The following is a 26216-nucleotide window of genomic DNA, read 5'->3' on the forward strand; positions in this document are numbered from 1 at the left end:
TCCCCACCCCCCCCCCCCCCCCGCGGCCGCTCACCCGGCGGCGTGCAGCGGGCGGGCGCGCAGCGCCGCGACGGCCGGGACCAGGCTCGCGAGCAGCCCGACGGCCACGACGGCACCGGCCACCGGCAGGTACTGGTCCAGGGGGACGGCGAGCACCACCCCGCCGCCGGTGAGGGCGGGTCCCACGGCGGCCAGTCCGGCCAGCGCCGTGGCGGTGCCCAGCGCCACCCCCGCCAGCGACACCGCCAGGGCCTCCCCCGCGACCATGCCCGCGACCTGGGCCCGCGAGGCCCCCACCAGGCGCAGCAGGGCGAAGCTCCGCGCGCGGGCCGAGACGGAGACGACGAGGGCGTTGACCGCGCTCACTCCGGCGAAGCCCGCCACCAGGACCACCATGAGGTGGGTGATCCAGGCGTCCTCCTGGCCGATCCGGGCCTGCGTCGCGATGTGTTCGGCGTGGTCGGCGACCCGGAGTTCGGGCCCGGCGTCGATCGCCTCCTCCAGCAGGGAGGCCGTCTCCCGGGCGTGGGCCGAGGGGTCGAGCGTCACGTACAGGCCGTTGTGCAGGGTGTCGAGCATGCGGGGCGCGACGGTCTCCTCGGGCAGCAGGACGTCGGGGAAGTCGAGCCCCGCCCGGTACAGGACCGACACCCGGGCCGCGAACCCGGTGCCGTCGGGGCCGAGCAGTTCCACGGTCTGGCCCGCGCGCCACCCCTGGCTCCGGGCGGTGTCGGCGCGCACGGCGACGCCGCCGGGGCCGAAGTCCTCCCACGCGCCGCCCTCCACCGCCAGGTCGTAGACCCGCGGCACCGCCTCGGGTTCGACCAGGTGGGTGGACAGGTAGGGCCCGCCCGCCGAGGTGACCGTCTGCCGGTAACCTCCGGCGGCGGCGACCCCGGGAACGTCCTCGGCGGCCTCCGCCGCGGACGCGGGCAGGCCCACGCCCAGGGCCCCGGACACCACCAGGTCGGCGGCCAAACGCTCCCCGTAGGCGCGCAGACGGGCCTCGGTGGTGGTCGTCTCCTGGAAGAGCAGCAGGCACGCGACCGCCGTCGTCACCAGCAGGGGCGTCATGACGCCCGCCACCCGGCGGACGTCGGCGCGCGCCTCCCGGTCGGCGACCAGGGACGCGGCCCTCCTGCGGGTGAGCGGGCGCAGCAGGAGCAGCACCGCGTGGACCAGCACCGGAGAGAGCAGGACCGCGGCGGCGACGAGGACCAGCGCGGCCGAGGCCGCGGCGGTCATCGCCACCACGGTTCCGGCCAGGCCCCAGGCCGTCGCGAACAGGGCCGCGGCACCGCACAGGACCACGGCGCCGAGCACCAGTCGGGCACGGGAGAAGGGAACGGGTTCGACCTGCGCCGCGCGCATCGCCTCCACGGGCGCGATCCGGCCCGCGGTGAGGGCGGGGCGCCAGGAGGCCGCCAGCGGCACGGCCAGGGCCAGCGCCGCGCCCGCCGCGAGCGCGGGCCAGCCCAGGACCAGCTCGAACCCGTCCGGCAGCGCCCCCAGCGACGCGAAGAGCCTGGTCAGGAGCAGTGCCAGCGCCGTACCCACGACGCAGGAGAGCACGGCGGCCACGCACCCCAGGACCAGGGCCTCCCCGACGACGAGTCGGCGCACCAGCCCCGGCCGGGCCCCGGCCAGCCGCAGGAGGGCGAACTCCCGGGCGCGGTCGCGCACGGTCAGGGAGAGCAGGCTGGCGACCGTGACGGCGGCCACCGCCAGCGCCAGTGCGGCCATGGTGCCCAGGAACCGACCCATGCCCGAGGCCAGGTCCCGGTTCTCCCCGTCCAGCGCGAGCGCGGCGGAGCGCGCGTCCCCGGTGAGCACCCGGGCCCCGGGCGCGGCCTCCTCGACCGCCCCGGCCAGACGGCCGGGGTCGGTGCCCTCCCGCGGCCAGAGCGCGGCCAGGAGCGGGTCGCCGCCCCGCCGCGCGGCCTCGGCGGGCGAGAAGAACAGGGCCCGGTCCGGGGCGCCGCCGCGCTCGACGGTCCCGGTGACCAGCACGTCGGCGAGCCCGTCGGAGGTCAGCACCCGCGCGCGGTCACCAGAGGTGAGCCCGGCGTCGGCGGCGGTGCGGGCGTCGAGGACCGCCTCCCCCTCGCTTTCGGGGGCCCGCCCGGTCGCGGGTGTGAGCCCCTCGGCCTCGGCGAGCGCCCAGGAGTGGCCGAAGGAGCGGTCGGAGTGGCCGCCGAGCGTGCGGTCGGCGGTGACCACGTAGGCGGAGAAGGGCGCCTCGACCGCCGTCCGGCGCACGCCGGGGAGGCGTTCCAGTTCCGCCACGGTCTCCGGGTCCAGCCGGGGCGGCTCCCCCAGCGGGGAGGCGGTGATCCCCGCCGCGGCCTCCTCAGGGGCCGCCGCCACCACGACCGGCGCCCGCGACAGCGTCCAGGAGGTCCCGGCTCCCCCGGCGGCCACCCGCTCGGCCGAGTCCTGGAGGGCGAGGACGGCCGTGGCCAGTCCGGCGCCCAGGGCCACGGTCAGGACCGACAGGGCCAGCTGGCGCGCCCGGTCGGCGACGCCGCGCAGAACCATCCGCATCACGGGGTTCCGCCTTCCCCGTCGCGCGAGTCCTCGCCGAGGGTGGGCCGGGGCCCTGCCGGAGTGGTCCGGATACGTCACCGCTCCTCCAGACGCCGGATCCAGGTCAGGACGGAGTCCGCGGTGGGGTCGGCCAGCTCCCCCTGGACGAGGCCGTCGCGCAGGAGGAGCACGCGGTCGGCGCGGGCCGCGGCGACCGGGTCGTGGGTGACCATGACGACGGTCTGCCCGTGGTCGGAGGCGGCCCGGCGCAGCGCGTCCAGGACACCGGCCCCGGAACGGGAGTCGAGGTTGCCGGTGGGTTCGTCGGCCAGGAGCACGCTCGGCCGGTGCACCAGGGCGCGGGCGACGGCGACACGCTGCTGCTGTCCCCCGGAGAGTTCGGAGGGGCGGTGGTCGAGGCGGTCCGCCAGGTCGAGCGAGTCCACGAGGCGGTCGTGCCACGCCTCGTCCCGGGGCAGGCCGGACAGGCGCTGGCCGATGGTGATGTTCTCCCCCGCGGTCAGCGACGGGAGGAGGTTGAACGACTGGAAGACGAATCCGAACGCCCGCGCGCGCAGCCGGGTCAGGGCCGGTTCGGCGAGTCCGGTGATCGGCTGGCCCTCCACCGTCACCGTGCCCGCGTCGGGGCGCTCCAGCCCCGCCAGGCAGTGCAGGAGGGTGCTCTTGCCCGAGCCGGAGGGGCCCATGACCGCGGTGAAGCCTCCCCTGGGGAAGGCCGCGTCCACCCCTGCCAGCGCGTGGACGGGAACGCCTCCCCGTCTGTGGACCCTGGTCAGCCCGAACGCCCGCAGCGCGTGGGGTGCGCTGTCGGCTCCGGGCCGGTCCCGGACGTACCCGCCCATGGCGAACTCCGCTCGTCTCGTCCTGTGGAGGGGTGTCGGCACGGTGTCCCGCCCCCGTGCAAGAGCCAAACACGGGGGCCGGTCCGCGTCACGGGGCCTGGACGGAGGAACGGGGGTGGGGCTGCCCCCACCCCGGGTCTTCCCACACGGCATCGGGCACCGGGTCGCGTTGGGCGGCGGGCGCGGCGCGACGTAGCGTGACGTCATGGACATCGATCTGCGTACACGCACGGCCCTGGTGACCGGCTCGACCCAGGGCATCGGCCTGGCGATCGCCACGGCGCTGGCGCGCGCCGGGGCGACGGTGGCGGTCAACGGGCGCGGCGAGGAGAAGGTCGCCCGCGCGGTGGAGGCGATCACGGAGCGGGTGCCCGGGGCCGAACCGGTGGCCGCGGTCGCCGACGTGACCACCGAGGAGGGCGTCGGGCGGCTCCGGGACCTGCTCCCCCGGCTCGACGTGCTCGTCAACAACCTCGGGGTCTTCGGCGCGCAGGACGCGCTCGACATCCCCGACGAGGAGTGGCGGCGCTACTTCGAGGTCAACGTGCTCTCCGCCGTGCGCCTGACCAGGGAGTTCCTGCCCGGGATGACGGAGCGCGGGTGGGGCCGGGTGCTCAACATCGCCAGCGACTCGGCGGTGGTGATCCCGGCCGAGATGATCCACTACGGCGTGTCCAAGACGGCGCTGCTGGCGGTCTCGCGGGGGTTCGCCAAGGAGGCCGCGGGCACGGGGGTGACCGTCAACTCGGTGATCGCCGGGCCCACCCACACCGGCGGTGTGGAGGACTTCGTCTACCAGCTCGTCGACCGGGACCTGCCCTGGGAAGAGGCGCAGCGGGAGTTCATGCGCCTGCACCGGCCGCAGTCGCTCCTGCGACGGCTGATCGAACCCGAGGAGATCGCCAACATGGTCGCCTACCTGAGTTCGCCGCTGGCCTCGGCCACCACGGGGGCCGCCGTGCGCGTGGACGGCGGGTACGTCGACTCCATCCTCCCCTGACGAACGCGGCCGGACGCCGGGCGCCCGTATCCGGTGTCCGGGCGCGGCGCCGCTCTCAGCCGGACCCGTCCACGGACCGGCGGAGTCGGTCGGCGAGCGCCGCGGTGTGGCGCGCGAACTCCGGCGGGCCCTCGACCGTGAAGGGCAGGCCGGTGAGCGCGAGGACGACCGCGAGCCACTCGTGGGAGTCCACCCGGGCGGTGTAGCGCGCCCGGTCGGGGCCGACCGCCTCCAGGTCACCGTCGATCCGGGAGATCCGCGCCGCCACCTCCCCGGCCGACGCGTCGAACAGGACCGACACCGTCTGCCGGGCCTCCCCTGGCCCGAAGCCCCGCTCCAGGTGGTCGGCCAGCGGTTCCCCGGGCAGTTCCCTGCGGGGGAAGCGCGCCCTCGTGTGGGTGACCCCGGCGATCCGGTCGAGCCGGAAGGTCCGCCAGTCGTCGCGCTCGCGGTCCCAGGCGAACAGGTACCAGCGCCGCCCGGACAGGACCAGCCGGTACGGGTCCACCTTGCGGCGCAGCTCGCGGCCGTCGCCGCCGCGGTGGAGCATCCGGACCCAGTGCCCGTCCGCGACGGCCTCGCCCAGGTCGGTGAGGACCCGTGTCCGCACGCCCGGCCACACCTGCCGCTCCGGTTCGACCGCCGCGGACAGGGCGCCCGCCCTGCGCGCCAGACGCGAGGGCAGCACCTGGCCGAGCCGGGCCAGGGCGCGCTCCGCGCTCTCCTCCACGCCCTCCACCCCGCCGAGCCCGGCGGCGACGATCCGCAGGCCCAGGGCGGCGGCCACGACCTCGTCGTCCTCCAGCAGCAGGGGCGGCACCGCGCGGCCCGCGACCAGCCGGTAGTGGCCTCCGGGACCGCGGAGGCTCTCCACCGCGTAGCCCAGTGCGCGCAGCCGGTCGATGTCGCGGCGCAGCGACCGCGGGCTGACCTCCAAGGCCTCGGCCAGGTCCGCGCCGGGCCAGGCCCTGCCGGTCTGGAGCAGGGAGAGCAGGCGCAGCGTTCGCGCACTCGTGTCGGCCATACGCCCCATTCTCGTCGGGGTTGTGGCCGGATTCCGACCGCAATCCCTCGGCGCGGAACGGAGCTGAGGCCACGACGGAGCGCATGACGCCCAGGCCGAGCAGGAGCGCGCCGAGCATCTCGGCCCGCAGTTCGGGGGAGTCGTCCGGGAGGCGCTCGGCGAACCGGTTCAGGTAGCCGTCGGTGCGGTCGTCCGCCCCCTGCGGGACCTCCGGCCGCACCGCCTGCGCGTACAGCCGGACGGGCCAAGGGGGAGGACTTCCTGGCCGAGGCGCGGGCGGCCGGGGCGGGGAAGCGCGCCGAGTTCCTGCGCGCGGACCTGAGCACCGTCTCGGGCACGGACCGCGTGGTCGAGGAGGTTCTCGCCAGGACGGACGGTCTGGACGGCCTGGTCCTGGGCACCCAGCGGTTCCGTCCCCGGAGGGAGGAGACCGCGGACGGGCTGGAGGCCACCTTCGCCCTGGCCTACCTGAGCCGCTTCGTGCTCGGGCACGGACTGGCGGACCTCCTGGAGCGCGGCGGCTCCCCGCCATCGTCAACATCGCCGGTCCCGGCGGGCTCCCCGGACGGATCCACTGGGAGGACGTCCCGTTGCGTGAGGGTTACACGGGCATGCACGCCGCCATGCAGTCCTCGCGCTGCAACGACCTGCTCGGTGTGGACTTCCCGGTCCGCCACCCCGGGGCGCGCGTCCGGTACGTGCTGTACAACCCGGGCTTCGTGCGCACGGGGATGGCCGATCCCCTGCCGCTGCCGCAGCGCGTCCTGACCAGGGCGCTGGCACGGGTGTTCGCGACCCCGGCGGGCAGGGCCGCCGTGCCGCTCGCCCGGTTCCTGGACGCGCCCCCGGAGGCCGCCGTCACCGCCTTCCGGCGCGGCACGGAGTTGGGGCTGACCGGAGCGAACTTCGATCCGGGGGCGGCCGACCGGCTGCACTCCCACACGGTGGACCTGCTGTCGGCGGTCCCCGGGCGGCGCGGTTCCTGAGCTGGTCGGGTGTTCCGGCGGCCCGGAAAACGGCTTTGCGCACGGCCACCGAGGTGACAGAGGAGCACTGGTGGTGTGATCGTGCACACCACCGGCGTTCTTGTGGAGTCGTTCCCCGAGGCCTCGGGCGGAGACCCCGTCCACTGACCAGCGGTTCCCGGGACAAGGGACGGCACAGGAGTCGCGTTGCGACTCTCCAAGATCACTCTGCGCGCCCACCCCTTACTGAGAGTTTACCCGGACCGGGTAGACATAGACGGAATGGGCCCCCACGGACCTGAGATAAGGATGTGCGCGACGTGATGGACTGGTTGAGCAACCTCTTCGGCGGAGCAGCCGAGGAAGCAGCCCAGGGAGTATCCGACGCCGTGGGCGGAGTCGGCGAGGCCGTGGGCGGGGTCGGTGAGACCCTGGGCGGCGCCGGCGAGGCCGCGCAGTCCTACGGCGAGGAGGCCGTCGGCGGTTTCGCCGAAGGTGCCCAGGCCTACGGCGAGGAGGCCGTGGGCGGTTTCCAGGACAGCGCCACCGAGGCGGTCGGCGGCTTCCAGGAGCAGGCCGACACCGTGAGCGGTATCGCGGAGGACCCGGGCGGCGCAGCCGCCGACCACTTCTTCGGCAACAACTGACCTACCGCCGTCCCGACCCCCGGCCGGGACGGCGCGGCCCGCCCGGAGCACCCGTGCCCCGGGCGGGTCATTCGTGCGCCACGACGTCGCCCGCGCCCCGTGAGCCAGGGAACAGCCGGTCCAGGTGGTCGTCCAGGACGGCCAGGGCCCGTTCCCGCGTCCCGTGTCCGAGCAGGGTCTGCGCCCTGAGCCCGTCCACGAGTGCGAGGACCGCGGTCGCCGCCGTCTCGGGGTCGGTGCCCTCCACCGCCGCGCCGCTGGCGACTCCCCGGCGGACGACGTCCTCCAGGAGCGCCTGGATGCCCGTGTAACCCCGCAGCAGGGACTCGGCCAACCGCGGCTCGACCAGAGCCCGCGCCTGGAAGGCGGCACTCACCCGCTGCGCCTCCAGTTGCTCCGGAGCACCGCCGAGCAGCCCGGCCAGGACCGTGCGGACGACGGCGCGGGGCTCCGGGTGGTCGGGCAGTCCGGCGAGGGCCTCCCGCACCCCGGCCACGTCACGCCCTCCCACGTACTCCAGCGCGAACAGCAGCATCTCGTCCTTGGTCCGGAAGTAGTGCTGCACGCGGCCCATCGAGATCCCGGCCTCGGCGGCGACGTCCCGCAGGCTGACCGCCTCCAGCCCGCGCGCGGAGACGAGTGAGCACACGGCCTCGGCGATCTCCCTGCGCCGCTGCCCGTGGTCGACCTGCCTGGGCATCGCTCTCCCCCGCCTCCTGTGACCACCGGATCCGACGCATCGCATTGCACCACACCTCTCTGCGATCCAGTTACAATGCATTTGCATTGCAATGCGGATGCATGGCAAAGGAAGGGAGACAGCGCGGTGCGGCACCTGAGGTTTCTGTTCGGCGAGGGATGGATCTACGGGCTCGTCCTGACACTCGGCGTCCTGATGGTCGTGCAGGGCTACGGGACGGGACTGACCGAGATCTTCTGGGGCGTGTCCTGGGGGCCGCTGGCCTGGGCCGGGGAGCGTGTCGCGCTGCCGGACGGGTCACCCTTCCTACTCGGGGCGCTGGGCTGCGTCCTCGTGCTCGCGACCTGCTTCTCCATCGCGCACGAGTAGTTCCGGGGCCGCGCTCAGGCGCGGCGAGGGTGGCGCCCGGAACACGGGGAGCGGCCGGTCCGCACGACCACAGCGCCAGGGAGCGGCGGCTCCGACTCCCATGGGGGATCCCGCCCGGTTCGGAAGGCGGCTCCCCACCCCGGAATGCGGTGTTCCGCAGTACCCGCGCGCCTGGCGGGTGGCTAGTGTCGACGCTGACGCCGACCGCGACGGCCTCCCCCCGTTTTCCGAAAGCACGGAGTTTTCCGAAAGCACGGGCTCCGAGGGCACGGGTCCGCGCGTGAACGGCCGAGCACGCACAGCCGGGGGCGGGCACCGGGCACGGACAGCCGAACCCGGGTGCAGGAGGCGGCGGTGATCGGAGTGGAAGAGAGGACGGGCGTGACGACGCACGGGGACGCGCATCCGGCGGCCGCGGTGGCGCGCGCATGGGGGCGGGCCGTGACGGGCGCCGCCGTCGGAGCGGTGACCGCGCTGGCCGAGACCCTCTTCCTCGCGGCGGTCCTCGTGGCCGCCGTTCCCGCACTGCCGCTCCTGCTCCGCCCCGCCTCACGCGTACCCCTGCGCCGGGCGCTGGAGGGTGCCGCCCTGCCGCTGGTCTCCCTGGAGCGCGGCCGCCTGTCCGCCCTGTTCGGCGTCGACATCACCGTGCGCCCGGGGACGGCCCGACCGCTCGCCTACCTCGCGGTGCGCTGCCCCGTCGGGCTCTTCGGCGGGCTGGTGCTGGCCTTCTTCGCCGCCGGGCTCTACCTGGCGCTGTCACCGCTGGAGGCGCTCGACGGCAACGACCCCGCGATCGTGCCGATCGGCCTGGCCCTGATGTACCTGAGCGCACAGGGGACCGTGGGGCTGGTGGGAACGGAACGCTGGCTGGCCCGGCGGTTCCTCGGCCCCAGCCGCCAGGACCTCATGGAGGAGCGGATCGGGGTCCTGGTCGCGACTCGCGCGGGAGTGGTCGCCGCCGTCGACGAGGAACGCCGACGCATCGAGCGCGACCTGCACGACGGCGTCCAGCAGCGTCTGGTGCTGCTGGGGATGGCGCTGGGCCGGGCCCGCCGCGACCCGGGCTCGCAGCGGGGGCGCGCGCTGGTCGAGCAGGCCTACGAGGAGTCCCGCAACGCCCTGCGGGACCTGAAGGAGGTCGCCTGGCGGGTCTACCCGGCGGCGCTCGCCGGGTCGGGGCTGCGGGCCGCGCTGCACGACCTGGTCGGCCGGTCGAGCCTGCCGATCGACCTGGAGTACGGCCTGGACGGCGCGTGCCCGCCGACCGTGGAGACGGCGGTCTACTTCGTGGTCGCCGAGTCGGTGACCAACGCGGTCAAACACGCGCGCGCGGGGCGGATCAGCGTGCTCGTCGGCGCGGAGGACGGGGAGGGGACGAGGTCCGTGGTGGTACGGGTACGCGACGACGGGGTGGGCGGGGCCGACCCCGCGGGAACGGGGCTGGCCGGCCTGGCCAGCCGGGTCGAGGCGCTCGACGGTCGGCTGTCGGTGGACAGCCCGACGGGCGGGCCGACGACGGTCAGGGCGGAGCTGCCGTGCGGGTGATGCTGGCCGAGGATTCGGCGCTGCTGCGCGAGGGGCTGGTGCGGCTCCTGGAGGACGAGGGACACCAGGTGCTCGCCTCGGTCGGGGACGCCGACGCCCTGTTGGCGGCCGTCCGCGAGGAGGCGCCCGACGTGGCCGTGGTGGACGTGCGCATGCCGCCCACGCACACCGACGAGGGGTTGCGCGCCGCGCTGCGGATCCGCCGGGAACAGCCCGGAGTGGGTGTGCTGGTGCTGTCCCAGTACGTGGAGAAGCGGTACGCCACCCGGCTGTTCGGCGAGAACACCACCGGTGTGGGCTACCTGCTCAAGGACCGGGTGGTGGAGGTCGACGAGTTCCTCGAAGCCCTGGTCAGGGTGGGGTCGGGAGGCGCGGCCTTCGACCCGGAGGTGGTGCGCCAGCTGCTCGCGGGCAGCAGCCGCAGGGACCCGCTGGGGCGCCTGACCGAACGCGAGCGCGACGTCATGGCCCTGATGGCGCAGGGGCACATCAACTCGGCGATCGCGGCGCGGCTGTTCGTGTCGCAGAGCGCGGTGGAGAAGCACGCCAACGCCATCTTCGACAAGCTGGAGCTGGGTGAGACCAAGGGGTACAGCCGACGCGTGCTGGCGGTGCTGCGCTACATGGAGGCCTGAGCGCCGTACGGGGCCGGGCGCGGGGGCGCCGCGCGGCGGTGAGCGGTGTCCGCCGCGCGGCCGTCGGCCGCGGGTCCGCCGGGGGTGGAGGTCCCGGCGGACCCGGTCCGGAGGAGGGGTTCCGGACGGCCGGTCGGTTGGTCGTGGGGATCAGGTGAAGTTCACGTCACTGCACAGGTAGTAGACCTGGTCCATGTGGGAGGCCTGCCAGATCGTGAACACGATGTGGTGGCCGGACCTGCCCGAGGTGCTGACGTCGATGTAGCTGTCCAGCGCGGGCGCGTAGGGACCGGTCTCCTCGACCAGTTCGAGGTCGTCCCAGCCCAGGGCCTGGGTGGCCGGGTCGAACCCCTGCTCGGTGACGTAGACGCGGAAGTAGTCCGCGCCGTGCTGGGCCTGGTCGTACAGGTGGAGGGTGAAGTCGTCGCCGACGTTGGTCGTCTGCCACGGGCCGACCGCGTCCATCGAGTCGTAGCGGCCGCCCTCGGTGTTGCCACCGCTGCACAGGGTCCCGTCGGGGATCTGGCCCTGGTGGTCGCCGCCCACGTTGTCGCGGTACAGGCCGTTCCAGTTCCACATGGCGTTGGGGTTGTCCTGCCACGCCTGCCAGCACATGGGGTCTTCCTGCGCCATGTCCGGGTTGAGGTGGTCGCTGCCCCAGCGCTCCCAGCAACCGTAGTTGCGGCTGGCGGGGTCCACGATCGAGCCGTGCGCGGAGGCGGGGGCGGCCATCGTGGTCAGCGCGACCAGGGGCGCGGAGGCCAGGACGAGTGCGCGTGCGGCCCAGGTCCGGGGGGTGGTCCCGGTGCTCCCGGTGGTCTCGGTGGCTTGGGGGGTCGTGCTTTCCATTGCGTTCTCCATCGTTCTCGGCTTGGTCAGCCGATCGACGGGAGCGCTCCCACACCGCATGTTACCCCTCGGAGCCGAGTCGAAACAGAGCGCGGGAAAAATCCCTGGCGCGCCTCCGGGGCGGGCGGCTACCGTCCCCGGTGTCCCCGACCGCCCTCCAGGAAGGACACCGATGCGCGCCACCGCCGCCCACCCGACCGCCCGCCCCGCTCCGGCACGGGAACCGCACCCCAGGTGACGCGGTTCCGGGGAGACCGCGGACAGCGCCGACAGCGGTGACGACACCGGGCGCCGGAGGCCGCCTCCCCGGCACCAGCGGGTTCACGGCTCACTCCCGTCGAGGCGGGACGGACGGCTTCCGGCCCTCTCGTCCCCGCGCCGAACGGCGCTTTCGTCATGCCCTCCCGGGAGTCCCACCGTGTCCCTGTTCCGTCGCGCCCGTGGCGCACGTCCTTCCCGCGCGCCCCTCGGTCCCGACTTCGCCCGTCTGTGGGGCGCCTCGGCCCTGACCAACCTCGGTGACGGGGCCCTGGTCTCCGCGGGCCCGCTCCTCGTCGCCTCCCTCTCCCCCTCCCCGCTGGCGGTCTCCACCGCGGCGGCGCTCCAGATGCTGCCCCACCTGCTGTTCTCCCTGACCTCGGGCGCGCTCGTCGACCGCCTGCCGCGGCGCGCCGTGCTCGCCGCGGCCAACCTGGCCCGCGGCACGGTCCTGGCGCTGCTCACTGCCGTGGTCCTGTCCGGCGGCACCGCCCTGTGGCCGGTCTACACGTCGGTGTTCGTGCTGGGCGTCGGCGAGACGCTGGCCGACACCGCGTACGGCTCACTGCTGCCGTCGGTGGTCCACCGCGACGCGCTGGGCCGGGCCAACGCCCGGTTGGCGCTGACCTTCTCGCTCAACAACCAGCTGGCGGGCCCGCCTTTGGGCGCGCTGATGTTCGCGGCGCTGGCCGCGCTGCCGTTCGGGTTCGACGCGCTGGCCTACCTGGTGTCGGTGCTGCTCGTGCTGCGGATCCGTCCGGTGCGGCCGGACCTGCCCGCGCGGCCCGGACCGGCGGGGCCGCCGACGACGCTGCGCGCCGATGTCGCCCGGGGGCTGGCCTTCGTGTGGGGCGCGCCGGGCCTGCGCACGCTGTGCGGTTGCATCCTGGTGATGAACCTGGCCGGGGTGGGCGCGTTCGCGGTCTGGGTGCTCTACGCCCGCGAGCACCTGGGGCTGTCCGAGACCGGGTTCGGGCTGTTCGTCGCCGCGGGCGCGGTGGGCGGCGTCCTGGGGTCGCAGGCGTACGGGTGGCTGGAGGCCCGCCTGGGGCGGGCGTTCCTGCTGCGGTGGGGCCTGGTGGTGGAGGCGGCGACCTACCTGGCCCTGACACTGACCTCGAACGGCCTGGTGGCGGGTGCGGTCATGGTGCTGTTCGGGGTGCACACGGTGGTGTGGGGCACGGCCGCCACGACGGTGCGCCAGCGGCTCACCCCCGACCGGCTGCTGGGCCGGGTGGGGGGCGTGTACCGGCTGGCCGACCTGGGCGGAGCCGCCCTCGGCGCGGTGGCGGGCGGCCTCCTCGCCGAGTACGCGGGGCTGCTGGTCCCGTTCTGGGTCGCGGCCGCCGCGGTGGGTCTGCTCGCCGTGACCACCTGGCGACCGCTGGTTATTACTGACCGGTTGTGAAGCAGGTCACCACCTGCGCATTTCCCTTCTGTGAACCGCGTACCAGAAATACTCCGGTCATATGGTGTTTACATATCACCATTGTCGGGCTACCGTTCAGGAAAGCGTTCCGGAGCCGTAACACTCAGCCACGGAAACCGGCGACGCCTTCGCACACACTGTTCACATCCATCCCCCTACACCCCCGCTCACCCCGACTGGGAGCGCTCCCAACCTTCCGGTCCTTTTTCGCTCAGCTTTACCCCGGATCTAAGGCACGCGAATGCCACGCTCACCTCCATAAACGCAGGGAATTCCCGCATCCCCCGTCTGCCGGGCCCGAACGCCTCGGCCCGGCACCCCCGAAGGCTCCTTCTGGCAACTCGCTTCCATAAGGAAAGAAGAGATGAGCACACCCCCCCGTGCCATGAACCTACGTTCGTGGACACGACGCGGCCTGGCCGCGACCTCCGCCCTGGTGCTCGGCAGCACCCTGGCGGTCGCCTCCTCCGTACCCGCCAGCGCCGCGGCCGGTTGCGAGGTCGACTACCAACTCAACGACTGGGGCTCCGGCTTCACCGCGAGCGTGGAGATCACCAACCTCGGCGACGCGGTCAACGGCTGGACCCTGGAATGGGACTTCACCGGAAACCAGCAGATCACCAACTCCTGGAACGGCACCGTCTCCCAGAGCGGACAGAGCGTCTCGGTCACCAACGCCGGGCACAACGCCTCACTCTCCACCGACGGCACCGCCACCTTCGGCTTCCAGGGAAGCTACACCGGAAGCAACGCGGCACCCACGGCCTTCGAACTCAACGGTGTGGCCTGTGAGGGCCTGGTCGACCCCGGACCCGACCCCGACCCCGACCCGGATCCCGACCCGGATCCCGACCCGGACCCCGGCACGGGCGAGCGGGTGGACAACCCCTACGTGGGCGCCGACGTCTACGTCAACCCGATCTGGTCGGCCAACGCCGCCGCCGAGCCCGGCGGGGACGCGGTCGCCGACGAGCCCACCGGGGTGTGGCTGGACCGCATCAGCGCCATCGAGGGCAACGACAGCCCCACCACCGGCAGCATGGGCCTGCGCGACCACCTCGACGAGGCCCTGGAGCAGGCCGCGGGTGAGCCGCTGGTGTTCCAGGTGGTCATCTACAACCTGCCCGGCCGCGACTGCGCCGCGCTGGCCTCCAACGGCGAACTCGGCCCCGACGAGATCGACCGGTACAAGAACGACTACATCGACCCGATCGCCGACATCCTCGCCGACTACGAGGACACCGAGCTGCGGATCGTGACCACGGTCGAGATCGACTCGCTGCCCAACCTGGTCACCAACGTCTCCCCCCGCGACACCGCCACCCCCGAGTGCGACGAGATGCTGGCCAACGGCAACTACGTCGAGGGTGTGGGCTACGCCCTGGCCACCCTGGGAGACATCGGCAACGTCTACAACTACGTGGACGCCGGCCACCACGGGTGGATCGGCTGGGAGGACAACTTCACCGCCTCGGCGGCGCTGTTCTACGAGGCGGCCAACGCCGCCGGCGCCACCCCGGCCGACGTGCACGGGTTCATCGCCAACACCGCGAACTACTCGGCGCTGGTGGAGGACAACTTCGCCATCGGTGAGACCATCGCGGGCACGCCGGTGCGCCAGTCGGACTGGGTGGACTGGAACCAGTTCACCGACGAGCTGTCCTACGCCCAGGCGCTGCGCGAGGAGCTGGTGGGTCAGGGCTTCGACTCCGGGCTCGGCATGCTCATCGACACCTCCCGTAACGGGTGGGGCGGACCCGACCGCCCGGACGGGCCGGGGCCGACCACGGACGTGAACGCCTACGTGGACGGGGGCCGCTACGACCGCCGCCTCCAGGCCGGGAACTGGTGCAACCAGTCCGGTGCCGGGCTGGGTGAGCGCCCCCAGACCGAGCCGGAGCCGGGTATCGACGCCTATGTGTGGATGAAGCCGCCGGGTGAGTCCGACGGGTCCAGTGAGTTCATCGACAACCCCGAGGGCAAGGGCTTCGACCGGATGTGCGACCCGACCTATGAGGGCAACCCGCGCAACAACTACAACATGAGTGGCGCGCTGCCCAACGCGCCGATCTCGGGGCACTGGTTCTCCGCGCAGTTCCAGGAGCTGCTGGCCAACGCCTACCCGCCCGTCCAGTAACAACCACACCTCCCAGATCTCGGCTCCCTTCCGAGACGGGGCGCCCGTCCACCCCTGAGGGTGGGCGGGCGCCCGCCATGTGCGGGCCCTGGGATCATGGCCTGGGGCTCCGGAGAGCAGGGGCCCCGGACACGACCATGGGGGAAACACGTGGCGGCACCGCTGGAGACCGACACCGTCGTGGTCGGGCTGGGAGCCATGGGGGCGCAGGCCCTGTGGCGCCTGGCCCGGCGCGGTGTGGACGCGATCGGGGTCGAGCAGTTCACACCCGGACACGACCGGGGCTCCAGCCACGGCGAGTCCCGCATCATCCGCACCGCCTACATGGAGGGCGCCGCCTACGTGCCGTTCGTGCGGTCGGCCTGGCGCGCGTGGTCGGAACTGGAGGAGGCCTCCGGGACCCGGCTCGTGGTGCGCACCGGCGCCCTGATGCTCGGCGCGCCGGACAGTCCCGCCGTGACCGGGTCGATCGCCGCCGCCGAACACCACGGCCTCCCCCACCGGGTGCTCTCCCGCGACCAGGTCGCCGAGCGCTTCCCCCAGCACGTGCTGCGCCCGGGCGAGGTGGGCGTCTTCGAGGAGGATGCCGGGGTGGTCCTGCCCGAGGCCGCGATCACGGCGGCCGTGCGGCTCGCGCGGGAGGCGGGCGCGCGGGTGCTCACCGGCGCACGGGCGACCCGCGTCGTCCCCGACCCGGACCGCCCCGGCGTGGTGATCGGGGACACCGTGGTCCGGGCCCGCCGGGTGGTCGTCACCGCCGGGTCCTGGCTGCCGCGGCTGGTTCCCGAGGTGGCGGAGCTGGGCGGCGGCCTGCGGGTCGAGCGGCGGGTGCTGGGCTGGTTCCGCACCACGCGGGACCCGTCCCCGCACGCGCACGGGCCGGTGTTCGCCCGGGACGGGGACGACTGCACGTGGTACGGGTTCCCCAGCATGGACGGCGGCCGGACCGTCAAGATCGGCGTGCACGCCGAAGCCCCGGGGAACAGGGGAGAGGGCGCCCAGTGGGGCGAGCCGGTCGACCCCGACGCCGGACCGCGGGAGCCCGACGCCGCCGACGCGCGGCGGCTCGGACGGCTGGCCGCCGGGCTGCGCGGTGTGGCCCCGCTCCCCGAGCGCATGGCGTCGTGCATGTACACGATGACCGGGGACGAGCACTTCGTCATCGGGCAGCGCCGCGAGCTGCCCGGTCTGGTGCTGGCGGGGGGATTCTCGGGACACGGCTACAAGTTCGCCTCCGCGGTCGGGGAGGCCCTGGCCGACCTCGCCCAGCACGGGCGCACGGATCTGGCCGTGGACCTGTTCGACCCGCACCGCTGGGACTGAACGGAGCGGTTCGCTGGCGGCCGGGGTCTCCGGGACGGGGTGCGCCCGGCGTGCGGAGGCGTGCGATCATCGCTTCCACGCGCGGCGCGAGCGCGTCCTCCCCACCCCCTCAGCCTCCCTCCGGAAGGACCGCCATGAACAGTCCCACCGTCCCGCGGACCGCGCTCGTCACGGGCGCGTCGTCGGGGATCGGCGCCGCCGTGGCCGCCGAGTTCGTCCGCCGCGGCTACCGCGTGTACGGGACCAGCCGCGACCCCGGTGCGGTGGCCGCGCCGGTGCCGGGCGTGGAGTACCTGGCCCTGGACCTGGCCGACGGGGCGTCGGTCGAGGCGTGCGCGGCCGCGGCGGGTGCTGTGGACGTACTGGTCAACAACGCCGGGGAGAGCCAGAGCGGGCCCTTCGAGGAGCTGCCGCCGGAGGCGGTGGAGCGGCTGTTCCGGATCAACGTGTTCGGCGCGGTGCGGCTCACCCAGCTGCTGCTGCCGGGGATGCGCGCCCGCGGGTACGGGCGCGTGGTGATGGTGGGCTCGATGCTGGCGAGCTTCCCGCTGGCCTACCGGTCCTCCTACGTGGCGTCCAAGGCGGCGCTCAAGGGGTTCGCGAACGCGCTGCGCCGCGAGGTGTCCCCGTACGGTGTGGGGGTGGCCACGGTCGAGCCGGGGTCGATCAACACCGGCATCAGCGAGCGGCGAACCCAGTACCTGCGGGAGGGGTCGCCGTTCGCGGCCGAGTACCGCACCATGCTCAGGGCGCTCAACGCCAACGAGGCGTCGGGGATCACGGCGGGGGCGGTGGCCCGGACGGTCGTGCGCGCCGTCGAGGCGGACCCGCCCCGGCCGTTCTACGCGGTGGGCAGCAACGCGCCGGTGGTCTTCGCGCTGCGGCGGCTGTTCCCGCGCTCGGTCATCCTGCGCATGGTCGCCCGCAGGCACGGGCTGTAGTCGCGGGCGCGCTACCGGGACGGGCCCAGCTGGGAGCCGCTCGCGGACGTCCCCGGGGAGGTCGAGTGGACCGTGGAGGCCATGGCACGGGCGGGCGCGAGGGTGCTCAAGGCCCCGCAGCGGGGTGAGTTCGGCGGGGTCTTCCACGCCCACGTGGAGGACCCCAACGGCGTGGTGCGGGAGATCGCGCACAACCCGGGCTGGCGCGTGGACGAGAACGGCCGGGCCGTGTTCGGCTGAGGCCCGAAGGGCCGTCGGGGACCGCCGCGCCCACCGAAAGGTCGACGGGTTTCTCAGCGACCTCGGACGGCTGAGGCCCGGAGTTCCGGCCGGGTCACGGTTCCAGGGGACGCAGGCGGATGTCGTGGCCCTCGGCGTCGGCCGCCGCGAAGCGCAGCAGCCGTGCGCCCTCCTCGGTGACCGCCTCCTCCTGGGCCGGGGTGAGCGGTGCGAACAGCCGCACGTCCAGTACGGCGGGGCCACCGCGCCGGGACCGCTCGATCCGCCACAGTCCGTGCACGAAACCGTCCACGGTCAGCGGCGGCTCGACCACGAGGTGGGGTCGCCGGTGGTCGGCGACGACGCGGGAGCGGTCGTCGTAGGACACGAGCACGTTGTCGAGCAGCGCCAGGAAACGGACCGGCGCGGGCGTTTCGGGGTCGGGGCGGGGCGCGTCGGGCAGGTCGAACAGCTCGCGGCCGTCCCGGTCGCGCAGGACCCGCAGCCGCGGCCGCAGGCCCTCCACGACCGCGCGCATGCGGGTCAACCCGCTCCAGGCCTGGACGTCCTTGGCGGTGGCCGGGCCGAACGCGGCGAGATAGCGCAGCACGAGGGTGTCCGGGGAGGGCTCGGCGGCCAGCGGCGCGCCCAGCCACTCCTCGGCGAGGGTGAAGGGTGTGGCGCCGCGCCGCCCCCACGTGCCGTCGGGCGGCGGGTGCAACACGGGCAGGAGTCCCTGGACGGAACGGGCCAGGGCGACGGGGGCGCGTCCGGGCCAGCGCTCGGCCAGGGCCCGGCCCAGGTCGGGGCGGGCGAGTCCGCCGTCGGCGAGGAGCGCGCGTGCGGCGGCGGCCAGCGCGGCGGGGTCGACACCGGGCAGGTCCCGGCCGAAGGCGCCCTTCTGCCAGCGGGTCAGCATGGGGTGCAGGACCGGGCGCAGCCACAGGTAGTCGTCGGCGGTGACCAGGTGCTGGGTGCCGCGGAGGAGGGTGGCGCGCACGACGTCGCGGCTGTGCAGGAGCCCGGTCAGGTCGTCGATCCGAAAGTCCCGGACACGGGACCACAGGCCCACGTAGGGCGGTTCGGGGTCCTGCGCCTGGAGCCCGACGAGGCGGTGGACGACCTCGGCGGCGGTGTGGTCGGTGGTCCGGCCGAGGAGCAGTTGGCGGGACAGGGTCGCCCGGTTGAGGGCGCGGCGGTCGAGCGCGGTCATGGACGCGACCCTAGGAGGAGTGGAGGTCATCCGCTGTCCTCCACTCGTCCGCCGGGGTCGGCCGCTTCCCACGGTCCTGCGAGCGGTCGGGGCGCGGGCGCGCGGGTCGCCGGGGAGAGGGGCGCGTGCACCGCAAGGGGCGGGGCGGCGCGGGCGTCGGTGGAGGCTGTCCTAGGTTGGGCGGAAGGACCGCAGACAACCGAGAGAGGTGCCGTGTGAGCAGCGTCGTCAAGTTCAACGTCCTGACCGTCCCCGAGGGCGCCGGGGCGACCCTGGAGGAGCGTTTCGCCAAGCGCGCCGGACTCGTGGAGGACCAGCCCGGGTTCGAGGAGTTCCAGCTGCTGCGCCCGGTCGAGGGCACCGACAAGTACCTGGTGTACACCCGGTGGCGGTCCGAGGAGGACTTCCAGAACTGGGTGAGCGGCCAGGCCTTCCGCCAGGGGCACGCCCAGGCCGCCGCGGACGCCCAGAAGAAGGGCGCACCGGCCGGGCACGGCCACGGGCACGGCGGCCCGGCCGCGACCAACAGCGAGATCTGGGGCTTCGAGGTCGTCCAGCGGGTCTCGGCCCAGTCCTGACCGCCGGGGCGGGTGCCCGCGCCCCGCGGCCCGGACGGGTCAGCGGGGTTTGCGGGCCTCGATGAGGAAGCGGGTCGTGGTGGCCGTGAACGACCCCTCGCGCTCGATGTGCTCGTGCATGTCCCGGAGCCGCTCCCGGTAGGCCTCCACGGTGAACCCGGGCACCATCCAGATCACCTTGCGCAGGAAGTACACGACCGCGCCGACGTCGAAGAACTCCGTGCGCAGCCGCTCCATGCGCAGGTCCACCACCTCCAGCCCGGCCGCCCTCGCCCCCTCGCGCGCCCGGTCCGGGTGGCGGGAGGCGCGCGCCTCCTCGGGCTGCGGTCCCAGGAAGAACTCCACCACCTCGAAGACGCTCTCCGGACCCACCTGCTGTGACAGGTAGGTTCCGCCCGGCGCCAGGACCCGGGCGATCTCCTCCCACCACACGGTCACCGGATGGCGGGAGACCACCAGGTCGAAGGCCCCGTCCGCGAAGGGCAGCGGCGGCTCGTCCTCGTCGGCGACCACCGCCGTCCCCAAGGGGTGGAGCAGCCGGGCGGCCTTGGCGATGTTGGGCGGCCAGGACTCCGTCGCCACGGTCAGGCGCGGGCGTTCGGGGATCCCCGCCAGCACCTCGCCGCCGCCGGTCTGGATGTCGAGCGCGGCGCTCGCGCGGGCCATGTGCCCGGCCATGGTGCGCTGGTAGCCCCAGGAGGGGCGCTGTTCCGTGGCCCGGCCCTCCAGCCAGGAGAAGTCCCAGCCCTGCGTCGGCTCCGCGTCGGCCTCGGCGACGAGTTCGTCGAAATCGCGTCCCATGGCGGCATCCTCCCCCGGGCTCCGCGGCCCGGTCCAGCGGTTTTCCCTCCCCCGGGCGACGGCGCGGATCCGGCGGCGCGCGAGGATGGTGGACCATGAGAACCCTTGTCCGTCGTGTCGGCCTCGTGGCCCCCGCGCCCGCCGTCGCGGCCGGTCTGGTCGCCGTGCTGGTCGGGGTGACCAGTTCGGCGGCGATCGTGTTCACCGCCGCCGAGGCCGCCGGTGCCTCCTCCGGGCAGATCGCCTCGTGGATGCTGGCCCTGGGTGTGGGCATGGCCGTGACCTGTGTGGGGCTGTCCCTGCGCCACCGGGCCCCGGTGGTGACCGCCTGGTCCACGCCCGGCGCCGCGCTGCTGGCGGTGGGGCTGGACGGGGTGACGATGGCGCAGGCGGTGGGGGCGTTCCTGTTCTCGGCCGCGCTGATCACCCTGAGCGGCGTCACCGGGTGGTTCGAGAGGGTCATGGACCGCGTGCCGGTGCCGCTCGCGGCGGGACTGCTGGCCGGGGTGCTGCTCCAGTTCGGCATGGGGCTGTTCACGAGCATGGAGGACGACTTCGCGGTCGTGTTCGCTATGTTCGCGGCGTACCTGCTGTGCCGCCGGTGGCTGCCGCGCTACGCGGTCATCCTGTCCCTGGTCGCGGGCGGGGTCGCCGCGGCGCTGCGCGGGACCCTGGACCTGGGCGGGGTGTCCCCGTCGTTGGCCCGGCCGGTGTTCGTGGCGCCCGAGTTCTCCTGGCAGGTGCTGGTGAGCGTGGGGCTGCCGCTGTTCGTGGTGACCATGGCCTCACAGAACCTGCCGGGGGTGGCGGTGCTGCGGGGCGACGGCTACCGGGTGCCGATCTCGCCGGTGATCGGGTGGACCGGGGCGACCAACCTGGTGCTGGCGCCGTTCGGGTGCTTCGGGATGAACCTGGCCGCGATCACCGCGGCCATCTGCACGGGACCGCAGGCGCACCCCGACCGCGAGCGCCGCTACCTGGCCGGGGTGTGGGCGGGGATCTTCTACCTGTGCGTGGGGGTCTTCGGGGCGACGGTGGCCTCGCTGCTGGCCGCGCTGCCGCCGCCGCTGATCCTGGGGATCGCCGGGCTGGGCCTGCTCGGAACGATCGGGGGCTCGCTGGCGTCCGCTCTGGGGGACGAGCACTCCCGGGAGGCCGCGGTGGTGACCTTCCTGGCGACGGCGTCGGGATTCACCCTGTTCGGTGTGGGCTCGGCCTTCTGGGGTCTGCTGGCGGGAGCGCTGACGCTGGCGGTGACCCGTTCCTGGCGCCGGTCCCGGCGCGCGGGTTCGGGCGGCGGCGCCGAGCAGGACGCCGAAGACGCGCGGAAGACCGACGAGGCCGTGGAGGCCGTGGAGGCCGCGGGGACCGGGGAACACGGAAGGACCACCGAGACGCGGGGGCCCGGTGATCCCGGCACGGAAAGCCGGGCGACTCGCGGTTAAAAGGGGTTGTCCCGTCGACCGGGACACGGCTATAACAGTCGCGGCCCCGACCACAGCGGAACCGGGGCCTCGACGACGAGAGGAGGCGGAGCCGTGTTCACCGCAACCACCGCGCTCGCGCCCTCCCGGGGCAGCCTCGACGGTTGAGTCCCCGGAGCGGCCGGGCGCACGCACCGAAGGTGTCGCCTTGACCGTGCATGACCTGACCATCCGTACGATCACCGGACCCGGGGAACTCGACCTCTTCAACCGGATCCCCTACCCCCAGAACTTCGAGTTCGCCGACGACCTCGCCCAGGGACGCCGACGCCCCTCGTGGATGTGGGTCGCCCTGGACGGCGACCGCCTCCTGGCCCGCCTTTCCTGGTGGTGCCGGAGCAGTGACACCTCTCCCCTGCTGCTGGACGTCCTGGACGTGGACGACACGGCCGGGGACGTCGACCGCACGGGGATCCTCGAACACCTGCTGCGCACCGCCTCGGCGGCGACCCTGCCCGAAGGCGGGACCCCGCCCGAGTACCTGCGCATCGTCCCCGCCGACTGGCGCGAGGACGCCGACAAGCGCCGTGCCGTGCGGGAACGCGTGGCCGCCGTCGAACGCACCGGCGGATCGCTCCTGGTGGAGCGGCTGCGCTTCGAGTGGACGCCCGACGTCCCGGCGCCGGGGCCGGGCGACCGCCTCCGGTTCCGGCCGGTCCGGGACGAGGAGGAGATCCTCGGTCTGATGGTCCGGGCCCTGGAGGGAACCCTGGACGCCCACGACCGCGCCGACCTCGCACACACCACGGCGGAGCAGGTGGCCGCCGACAGCTGGAACGAGGAGTTCGCCCGGTACACGACGCCGCGCTCCTGGTGGCGGATCGCGACGCTGCCGGACGGCGAGCCGGTCGGCTTCGTCCTGCCCGCGCGCAACGACTACCACCCGATCATCGGCTACATCGCGGTGCTGCCCGAGCATCGCGGTAACGGGTACATCGACGACATCCTCGCCGAGGGCACCCGCGTCCTGGCTCAGGAGGGTGTGGACCGCATCCGCGCCGCCACCGACCTGGGCAACGTCCCGATGGCACGGGCCTTCCAACGGGCGGGGTACCCCACGCTCAGCGGGATCGTCAACATGACCTGGTAGGAACAGAACCGGCTGGCCGCTGTCGACACCGTCCGCGTCGTGGCTCTGGTCCGGGGCCGGACCACAGCGCAGCGGTGTGCGAGCCCGGTCCGGGTCCCGGAACCCGCAGTTGGTCCGGGCCCGGACCGCGGCACCGGGGCTCAGACCGTGGCGAGGATCCGTCCGGCCTCGGCGACCGCCGTGCTCAGGTCCTGGGGGTCGGCGGTCATTCCGGCGACCACGAAGTCGATCTCCTCCAAACCCGCCATGGACAACAGCGCCTTGTCGTTGGTGACCCAGACCCCGCGCTCGGCCAGGACCGCGTGCGCGGCCTGCGAGGCGGCCTGGGCCAGGAGACCCGCGGTCTGGGCGACCCGGCCGTGGGGGGCGTGGTTGTGCTGGGCGTAGGACAGGGTGGCCGCGGCCGTGCCCCGCCAGACGGGCGGTGCGCTCCTGCGCAGCGCCTCGGGGTAGTCGGGCCGGGGCAGGTCCCCGACGAGGACCCGGCCGATGGCGAGTTCGGCGACGACCAGGTAGGTGGGGATACCGGCCAGGTGGAACATGAGCGGTTCCACCTGGAAGCGCCCCTGCCGCGCCTCGGCGAGCTGGTGCTCGACCACGTCCAGGTCTCGGTAGTGCACGTCCACCGCCCTGCCGTCGACGCGCAGCCAGGCACCGCCGTTGAAGACACCGCCTCCCCAGCCGCCGACCTCCGACACCTCCCCCTCCCAGCCGAGGTCCCGCAGCGTCTGCGGGTCGAAGTCACCCCGGTAGTAGACCGCCAGGTCCCAGTCGCTGTCGGGGCGGTGGGTGCCCTGGGCCCGGGAGCCGCCGAGGGTGACCGCCTCGACGGCCGGAAGGGCGACGAGCCGGTCGGCGGTGGCGGACAGGAAGGTCGCGTCGTCATGTGCGGAGGTGGACATGGTGACCATCATCGCGGACGGCGTGTCCCGCCCGCGATGAGGTTCGCGCCGCACCGGTGACCACCGGAGTCAGCGGCCCCGCCGACCGTTCCCGACCGCCCGGTCATTTGTTTGTTGGGCGTGGACACCCCGTCCTTCAGGGCGGGGAGGACACGCCCTTTCCCTTCTCGTGACTTTCTGTTGGATTTTCCTCACGCGATCGCGGAGCGGTCGCTACGGTGTGTGCCATGATCAGCACGAGCGTGAAGCGGGCGTTCAAGTACCGCTTCTATCCGACCGATGCGCAGGCGGCTGAGCTGTCGCGCACGTTCGGGTGCGTGCGCCTGGTCTACAACCGCGCCTTGGCCGGGCGTACCGCCGCCTGGAACACCGAACAGCGGCGGCTCTCCTACGCCGACTCCTCCGCGGCGCTGACCGCGTGGAAGAGGACCGAGGATTTGGCCTTCCTCGCCGAGGTCTCCTGTGTCCCGCTCCAGCAGGCGCTGCGCCATCCGCACACCGCGTTCGGCCGCTTCTTCGACCGTCGTGCGAACTACCCGCGGTTCAAGTCGCGCAAAAAGTCCCGGTCCAGCGCGGAGTACACCCGGTCCGGGTTCCGCTACCGCGACGGGCATCTGACCTTGGCCAAGATGGCCGAACCCCTGGACATCGTGTGGTCGCGCCCCTTGCCCGAAGGCGCCCGTCCTTCGACGGTGACGGTCTCGCGTGACGCGGCCGGGCGCTGGTTCGTCTCACTCCTGTGTGAGGACACCGTCGAGTCGGCCCCGACCGCCCACGACGCGGTCGGTGTGGACCTGGGTGTGACGTCGTTGGTGGCGTTGTCGACGGGGGAGAAGGTGGACAATCCCCGCCACGAGCACCGCGACCGGGCGAAGTTGGCTCGGGCGCAGCGGGCGCTGGCCCGCATCACCGACCGGCGTAAGGACTTTTTGCACAAACTCACTACTCGACTCGTCCGCGAGAACCAAGTGGTCGTGATCGAGGATGTGGCGGTGCGCAACCTGGTCAGGAACCGTCGGTTGTCCCGGGCGATCTCGGACGTGGCCTGGCGTGAGCTGCGCACCATGCTGGAGTACAAGTGCGCCTGGTACGGACGCGATCTGGTCGTGGTGGACCGGTTCCTCCCCTCCTCCAAGGCGTGCTCGGCACCCGGATACGTGCACGCGCCGCTGCCGCTGCACGTACGCACCTGGACGTGCCCCAGTTGCGGGGCGACCCATGACCGTGATGTGAACGCGGCGCTCAACCTCGAAGCCGCCGGGCTGGCGGTGTTGGCCTGCGGAGCTGGTGTGAGACCTCAACGGGAGTCCTCCCGGACGGGGCGACCGGCGACGAAGCAGGAAGGCCACGGGGCGACCCGTGACGAGGCCCTGGCCTCGAACCACCGGTAGGTGGTTCCGCGATCTCCTGCCTTCAGACAGGAGAGGAGTCAACAAGTACGCCATGGACCACCAGGGGCCGCCCGGCGAGGAGTACGTGGAGCGGATCGTGGACGAGGTGATCCTGCCCGCCCTCGGCCTGGACCCGCGCGATCCCTCCCCCGCCGTTCCGGAGGAGGCGGGTACTCCCGCTTCCTCCGGCGGTTAGCGCACGCGGCGGAGCGCGCCGCCGTCGGCGGGTTCGGGCCGGACCGACCGGCACGCGGCGCCGCGGACCACTGGCACCCGGGCGGGCGGCGGGGTCAGGGCGTGCTCGGCGGTTGCCGCCCGTCCCGTGGCCCGGTGGGAACCGGGCGGGTGGCAGGACCGGGACGTGTCCGGTGGACGCCGCCCGCGCCGTAAACCGCTGGGAATCCGGCGGGCGTCAAGGCTAGGGTGCGGGGCATGCGCATCCCTCCGTCCGTGGACGCCGCCCGCGTCGAGGAACTCGACGTGGGGCTGTCCGGGGCCCGTGTGGCCCGACTGTTCGACGCCCGGGACCGGCCCTTCGCGGTGCTCAAGTCGGCGGACGCCGACCGCGCCGACCTGGTGGACGAACTCCTGGGCCAGGAACGGCGCCTGCGCTGGCTGGCCGAGCGGGGGCTGCCGGTACCGCGCGTACTGGGCTCGGGCTCCTGGGCGGGCCTGCGCTGGCTGACCATGAGCCACCTGGACGGGCGCGCCGCCCACGAGCCCTGGCCCGCCGGGGACCGGCCACGGGTGCTCGACCTGCTCGCCCGGGCCGCCCGGGCGCTGCACACCGCTCCGGCCGCGGGGTGCCCCTTCGACATGACGCTGCCCGCCCAGCTCGAACGGGCGCGGGAGCGGGTCGCCTCCGGGCTGGTGGAACGCTCCTGGGCCGCCGCGGGCAAGGAGGGGCCGCCCGCCGCCGAGGTGCTCTCCGAACTGACCGGGCTGGCGCGCGCCCTGGGCCCCGGCCGGACCGCGCTGGTCCACGGCGACTACTGCCTGCCCAACGTGCTGCTCGACACCGGCTCCGTGCGCGGCGGGGCGGAGCGCGCACGCCGGTCCGCACGCGGGGACCGGAGCCCCGCTCGCCCGGACACCTCCCCGCCCGCCGGGGACGGCTGGGCCCTGGTGGACCTGGGCCGGGCCGGGCTGGGGGACCCGCACGCGGACCTGGCCGACATGGTGGGCAGCCTGCTCAGTCCGATGAACCCGCAGTTCGGGCCGCGGGACGTCGAACGGTTCCTGGACGCCTACGGGCGGGAGGACGTCGACCCCGAGCGGCTGCGGCTGTGCGCCGGGGTCAACTCCTTCTTCTGGCCGGTGTGAG

The 26216-nt window shown here is 73.8% G+C and carries 24 protein-coding genes and 2 pseudogenes; 17 read left to right on the forward strand and 9 right to left on the reverse strand.

Annotated elements, in window-relative coordinates; translation table 11 throughout:
- Positions 1-30: 30 nt before the first annotated feature.
- Positions 31-2544: an ABC transporter permease gene (locus tag ACSIH6_RS25600; protein ID WP_435110918.1), complete on the reverse strand. Its 2514-nt coding sequence runs from the start codon at positions 2542-2544 to the stop codon at positions 31-33.
- A gap of 77 nt (positions 2545-2621) precedes the next feature.
- Entirely contained in the window at positions 2622-3389 is a 768-nt protein-coding gene (locus ACSIH6_RS25605) for an ABC transporter ATP-binding protein (protein ID WP_435110868.1), read from the reverse strand.
- Between the two features lie 205 nt (positions 3390-3594).
- On the opposite strand from ACSIH6_RS25605, the gene ACSIH6_RS25610 reads away from it, so the two are divergent.
- Complete coding sequence (locus ACSIH6_RS25610; RefSeq protein ID WP_435110869.1) at positions 3595-4389, forward strand: SDR family NAD(P)-dependent oxidoreductase; 795 nt, start codon at positions 3595-3597, stop codon at positions 4387-4389.
- Between the two features lie 55 nt (positions 4390-4444).
- Here ACSIH6_RS25610 and ACSIH6_RS25615 read toward each other — a convergent pair whose 3' ends face one another.
- Positions 4445-5413 (reverse strand): helix-turn-helix transcriptional regulator, encoded by a 969-nt coding sequence (locus ACSIH6_RS25615; RefSeq protein ID WP_435110870.1) that lies wholly within the window; start codon positions 5411-5413, stop codon positions 4445-4447.
- A 64-nt stretch (positions 5414-5477) separates the two neighbouring features.
- A pseudogene (locus ACSIH6_RS25620) lies at positions 5478-5954 on the reverse strand (TetR/AcrR family transcriptional regulator); the annotation flags it as partial.
- Between the two features lie 49 nt (positions 5955-6003).
- Here ACSIH6_RS25620 and ACSIH6_RS25625 point away from each other — a divergent pair.
- Positions 6004-6399 carry a hypothetical protein gene (locus ACSIH6_RS25625; protein ID WP_435110871.1) on the forward strand — a complete coding sequence of 132 codons (396 nt, stop codon included), beginning with the start codon at positions 6004-6006 and terminating at the stop codon, positions 6397-6399.
- A 302-nt stretch (positions 6400-6701) separates the two neighbouring features.
- Positions 6702-7025 carry a hypothetical protein gene (locus ACSIH6_RS25630; RefSeq protein ID WP_435110919.1) on the forward strand — a complete coding sequence of 108 codons (324 nt, stop codon included), beginning with the start codon at positions 6702-6704 and terminating at the stop codon, positions 7023-7025.
- 67 nt (positions 7026-7092) lie between these two features.
- On the opposite strand, the gene ACSIH6_RS25635 is transcribed toward ACSIH6_RS25630, so the two are convergent.
- The gene (locus tag ACSIH6_RS25635; RefSeq protein WP_435110872.1) at positions 7093-7725 is read right to left on the reverse strand and encodes a TetR/AcrR family transcriptional regulator; all 633 of its coding nucleotides are present in this window, start codon (positions 7723-7725) and stop codon (positions 7093-7095) included.
- A 126-nt stretch (positions 7726-7851) separates the two neighbouring features.
- Here ACSIH6_RS25635 and ACSIH6_RS25640 point away from each other — a divergent pair, with 126 nt between their 5' ends.
- The 3 genes from ACSIH6_RS25640 to ACSIH6_RS25650 all read left to right on the forward strand — a co-directional run bounded on the left by ACSIH6_RS25640 (position 7852) and on the right by ACSIH6_RS25650 (position 10277).
- A complete protein-coding gene (locus tag ACSIH6_RS25640; RefSeq protein ID WP_435110873.1) occupies positions 7852-8094 on the forward strand; it encodes a hypothetical protein in 243 nt (80 codons plus the stop codon).
- Positions 8095-8511: 417 nt separating this feature from the next.
- Positions 8512-9642 carry a sensor histidine kinase gene (locus ACSIH6_RS25645; RefSeq protein ID WP_435110920.1) on the forward strand — a complete coding sequence of 377 codons (1131 nt, stop codon included), beginning with the start codon at positions 8512-8514 and terminating at the stop codon, positions 9640-9642.
- On the forward strand, positions 9633-10277 hold the full coding sequence (locus ACSIH6_RS25650; protein WP_435110874.1) for a response regulator: 645 nt from the start codon (positions 9633-9635) through the stop codon (positions 10275-10277). Before ACSIH6_RS25645 ends, ACSIH6_RS25650 begins: the two co-directional genes overlap by 10 nt.
- Positions 10278-10427: 150 nt before the next feature.
- Here ACSIH6_RS25650 and ACSIH6_RS25655 read toward each other — a convergent pair whose 3' ends face one another.
- Positions 10428-11126 (reverse strand): lytic polysaccharide monooxygenase auxiliary activity family 9 protein, encoded by a 699-nt coding sequence (locus tag ACSIH6_RS25655; RefSeq protein ID WP_435110875.1) that lies wholly within the window; start codon positions 11124-11126, stop codon positions 10428-10430.
- 418 nt (positions 11127-11544) lie between these two features.
- Here ACSIH6_RS25655 and ACSIH6_RS25660 point away from each other — a divergent pair, with 418 nt between their 5' ends.
- The 5 genes and pseudogenes from ACSIH6_RS25660 to ACSIH6_RS25680 form a co-directional block, all read left to right on the forward strand.
- On the forward strand, positions 11545-12792 hold the full coding sequence (locus tag ACSIH6_RS25660) for an MFS transporter (protein ID WP_435110876.1): 1248 nt from the start codon (positions 11545-11547) through the stop codon (positions 12790-12792).
- Positions 12793-13177: 385 nt separating this feature from the next.
- The gene (locus ACSIH6_RS25665) at positions 13178-14950 is read left to right on the forward strand and encodes a glycoside hydrolase family 6 protein (protein ID WP_435110877.1); all 1773 of its coding nucleotides are present in this window, start codon (positions 13178-13180) and stop codon (positions 14948-14950) included.
- Between the two features lie 150 nt (positions 14951-15100).
- Positions 15101-16273: an N-methyl-L-tryptophan oxidase gene (gene solA / locus ACSIH6_RS25670; RefSeq protein ID WP_435110878.1), complete on the forward strand. Its 1173-nt coding sequence runs from the start codon at positions 15101-15103 to the stop codon at positions 16271-16273.
- Between the two features lie 134 nt (positions 16274-16407).
- Positions 16408-17214: an SDR family oxidoreductase gene (locus tag ACSIH6_RS25675; RefSeq protein WP_435110879.1), complete on the forward strand. Its 807-nt coding sequence runs from the start codon at positions 16408-16410 to the stop codon at positions 17212-17214.
- Positions 17215-17454: pseudogene (locus tag ACSIH6_RS25680) on the forward strand (VOC family protein); the annotation flags it as partial.
- A gap of 94 nt (positions 17455-17548) precedes the next feature.
- On the opposite strand, the gene ACSIH6_RS25685 reads toward ACSIH6_RS25680, so the two are convergent.
- Positions 17549-18646 carry a winged helix DNA-binding domain-containing protein gene (locus ACSIH6_RS25685; RefSeq protein WP_435110880.1) on the reverse strand — a complete coding sequence of 366 codons (1098 nt, stop codon included), beginning with the start codon at positions 18644-18646 and terminating at the stop codon, positions 17549-17551.
- A 215-nt stretch (positions 18647-18861) separates the two neighbouring features.
- Here ACSIH6_RS25685 and ACSIH6_RS25690 point away from each other — a divergent pair, with 215 nt between their 5' ends.
- Entirely contained in the window at positions 18862-19224 is a 363-nt protein-coding gene (locus tag ACSIH6_RS25690) for an antibiotic biosynthesis monooxygenase family protein (RefSeq protein WP_435110881.1), read from the forward strand.
- Positions 19225-19263: 39 nt separating this feature from the next.
- Here ACSIH6_RS25690 and ACSIH6_RS25695 read toward each other — a convergent pair whose 3' ends face one another.
- Positions 19264-20025 (reverse strand): class I SAM-dependent methyltransferase, encoded by a 762-nt coding sequence (locus tag ACSIH6_RS25695; RefSeq protein ID WP_435110882.1) that lies wholly within the window; start codon positions 20023-20025, stop codon positions 19264-19266.
- A 95-nt stretch (positions 20026-20120) separates the two neighbouring features.
- Between ACSIH6_RS25695 and ACSIH6_RS25700 the strand changes: the two genes are divergently transcribed.
- Together ACSIH6_RS25700 and ACSIH6_RS25705 are read left to right on the forward strand one after the other, a co-directional pair.
- On the forward strand, positions 20121-21470 hold the full coding sequence (locus tag ACSIH6_RS25700; protein WP_435110883.1) for a benzoate/H(+) symporter BenE family transporter: 1350 nt from the start codon (positions 20121-20123) through the stop codon (positions 21468-21470).
- A gap of 187 nt (positions 21471-21657) precedes the next feature.
- Positions 21658-22599 (forward strand): GNAT family N-acetyltransferase, encoded by a 942-nt coding sequence (locus ACSIH6_RS25705; protein WP_435110884.1) that lies wholly within the window; start codon positions 21658-21660, stop codon positions 22597-22599.
- 140 nt (positions 22600-22739) lie between these two features.
- Here ACSIH6_RS25705 and ACSIH6_RS25710 read toward each other — a convergent pair whose 3' ends face one another.
- A complete protein-coding gene (locus ACSIH6_RS25710) occupies positions 22740-23513 on the reverse strand; it encodes a nucleotidyltransferase domain-containing protein (RefSeq protein WP_435110885.1) in 774 nt (257 codons plus the stop codon).
- Between the two features lie 215 nt (positions 23514-23728).
- Between ACSIH6_RS25710 and ACSIH6_RS25715 the strand changes: the two genes are divergently transcribed.
- From ACSIH6_RS25715 to ACSIH6_RS25725, 3 genes are all read left to right on the forward strand, one after another.
- Positions 23729-24892: an RNA-guided endonuclease InsQ/TnpB family protein gene (locus ACSIH6_RS25715; RefSeq protein ID WP_435110886.1), complete on the forward strand. Its 1164-nt coding sequence runs from the start codon at positions 23729-23731 to the stop codon at positions 24890-24892.
- Between the two features lie 52 nt (positions 24893-24944).
- Complete coding sequence (locus ACSIH6_RS25720) at positions 24945-25088, forward strand: hypothetical protein (protein ID WP_435110887.1); 144 nt, start codon at positions 24945-24947, stop codon at positions 25086-25088.
- A 236-nt stretch (positions 25089-25324) separates the two neighbouring features.
- Positions 25325-26215 carry an aminoglycoside 3'-phosphotransferase gene (locus ACSIH6_RS25725; RefSeq protein WP_435110888.1) on the forward strand — a complete coding sequence of 297 codons (891 nt, stop codon included), beginning with the start codon at positions 25325-25327 and terminating at the stop codon, positions 26213-26215.
- The last annotated feature ends 1 nt before the right edge of the window (position 26216 follow it).

It is taken from the genome of Nocardiopsis synnemataformans, assembly GCF_965343085.1.
Taxonomy (GTDB): Bacteria; Actinomycetota; Actinomycetes; order Streptosporangiales; family Streptosporangiaceae; genus Nocardiopsis; species Nocardiopsis alborubida.

Coding starts and splice junctions, on each gene's coding strand:
- ACSIH6_RS25665 (WP_435110877.1), top strand. CDS start 13,178: ATGAGCACACCCCCCCGTGCCATGAACCTACGTTCGTGGACACGACGC.
- ACSIH6_RS25630 (WP_435110919.1), top strand. CDS start 6,702: ATGGACTGGTTGAGCAACCTCTTCGGCGGAGCAGCCGAGGAAGCAGCC.
- ACSIH6_RS25710 (WP_435110885.1), bottom strand. CDS start 23,513: ATGATGGTCACCATGTCCACCTCCGCACATGACGACGCGACCTTCCTG.
- ACSIH6_RS25655 (WP_435110875.1), bottom strand. CDS start 11,126: ATGGAAAGCACGACCCCCCAAGCCACCGAGACCACCGGGAGCACCGGG.
- ACSIH6_RS25675 (WP_435110879.1), top strand. CDS start 16,408: ATGAACAGTCCCACCGTCCCGCGGACCGCGCTCGTCACGGGCGCGTCG.
- ACSIH6_RS25695 (WP_435110882.1), bottom strand. CDS start 20,025: ATGGGACGCGATTTCGACGAACTCGTCGCCGAGGCCGACGCGGAGCCG.
- ACSIH6_RS25600 (WP_435110918.1), bottom strand. CDS start 2,544: ATGCGGATGGTTCTGCGCGGCGTCGCCGACCGGGCGCGCCAGCTGGCC.
- ACSIH6_RS25610 (WP_435110869.1), top strand. CDS start 3,595: ATGGACATCGATCTGCGTACACGCACGGCCCTGGTGACCGGCTCGACC.
- ACSIH6_RS25715 (WP_435110886.1), top strand. CDS start 23,729: ATGATCAGCACGAGCGTGAAGCGGGCGTTCAAGTACCGCTTCTATCCG.
- ACSIH6_RS25685 (WP_435110880.1), bottom strand. CDS start 18,646: ATGACCGCGCTCGACCGCCGCGCCCTCAACCGGGCGACCCTGTCCCGC.
- ACSIH6_RS25725 (WP_435110888.1), top strand. CDS start 25,325: ATGCGCATCCCTCCGTCCGTGGACGCCGCCCGCGTCGAGGAACTCGAC.
- ACSIH6_RS25615 (WP_435110870.1), bottom strand. CDS start 5,413: ATGGCCGACACGAGTGCGCGAACGCTGCGCCTGCTCTCCCTGCTCCAG.
- ACSIH6_RS25635 (WP_435110872.1), bottom strand. CDS start 7,725: ATGCCCAGGCAGGTCGACCACGGGCAGCGGCGCAGGGAGATCGCCGAG.
- ACSIH6_RS25605 (WP_435110868.1), bottom strand. CDS start 3,389: ATGGGCGGGTACGTCCGGGACCGGCCCGGAGCCGACAGCGCACCCCAC.
- ACSIH6_RS25700 (WP_435110883.1), top strand. CDS start 20,121: ATGAGAACCCTTGTCCGTCGTGTCGGCCTCGTGGCCCCCGCGCCCGCC.
- ACSIH6_RS25720 (WP_435110887.1), top strand. CDS start 24,945: ATGGACCACCAGGGGCCGCCCGGCGAGGAGTACGTGGAGCGGATCGTG.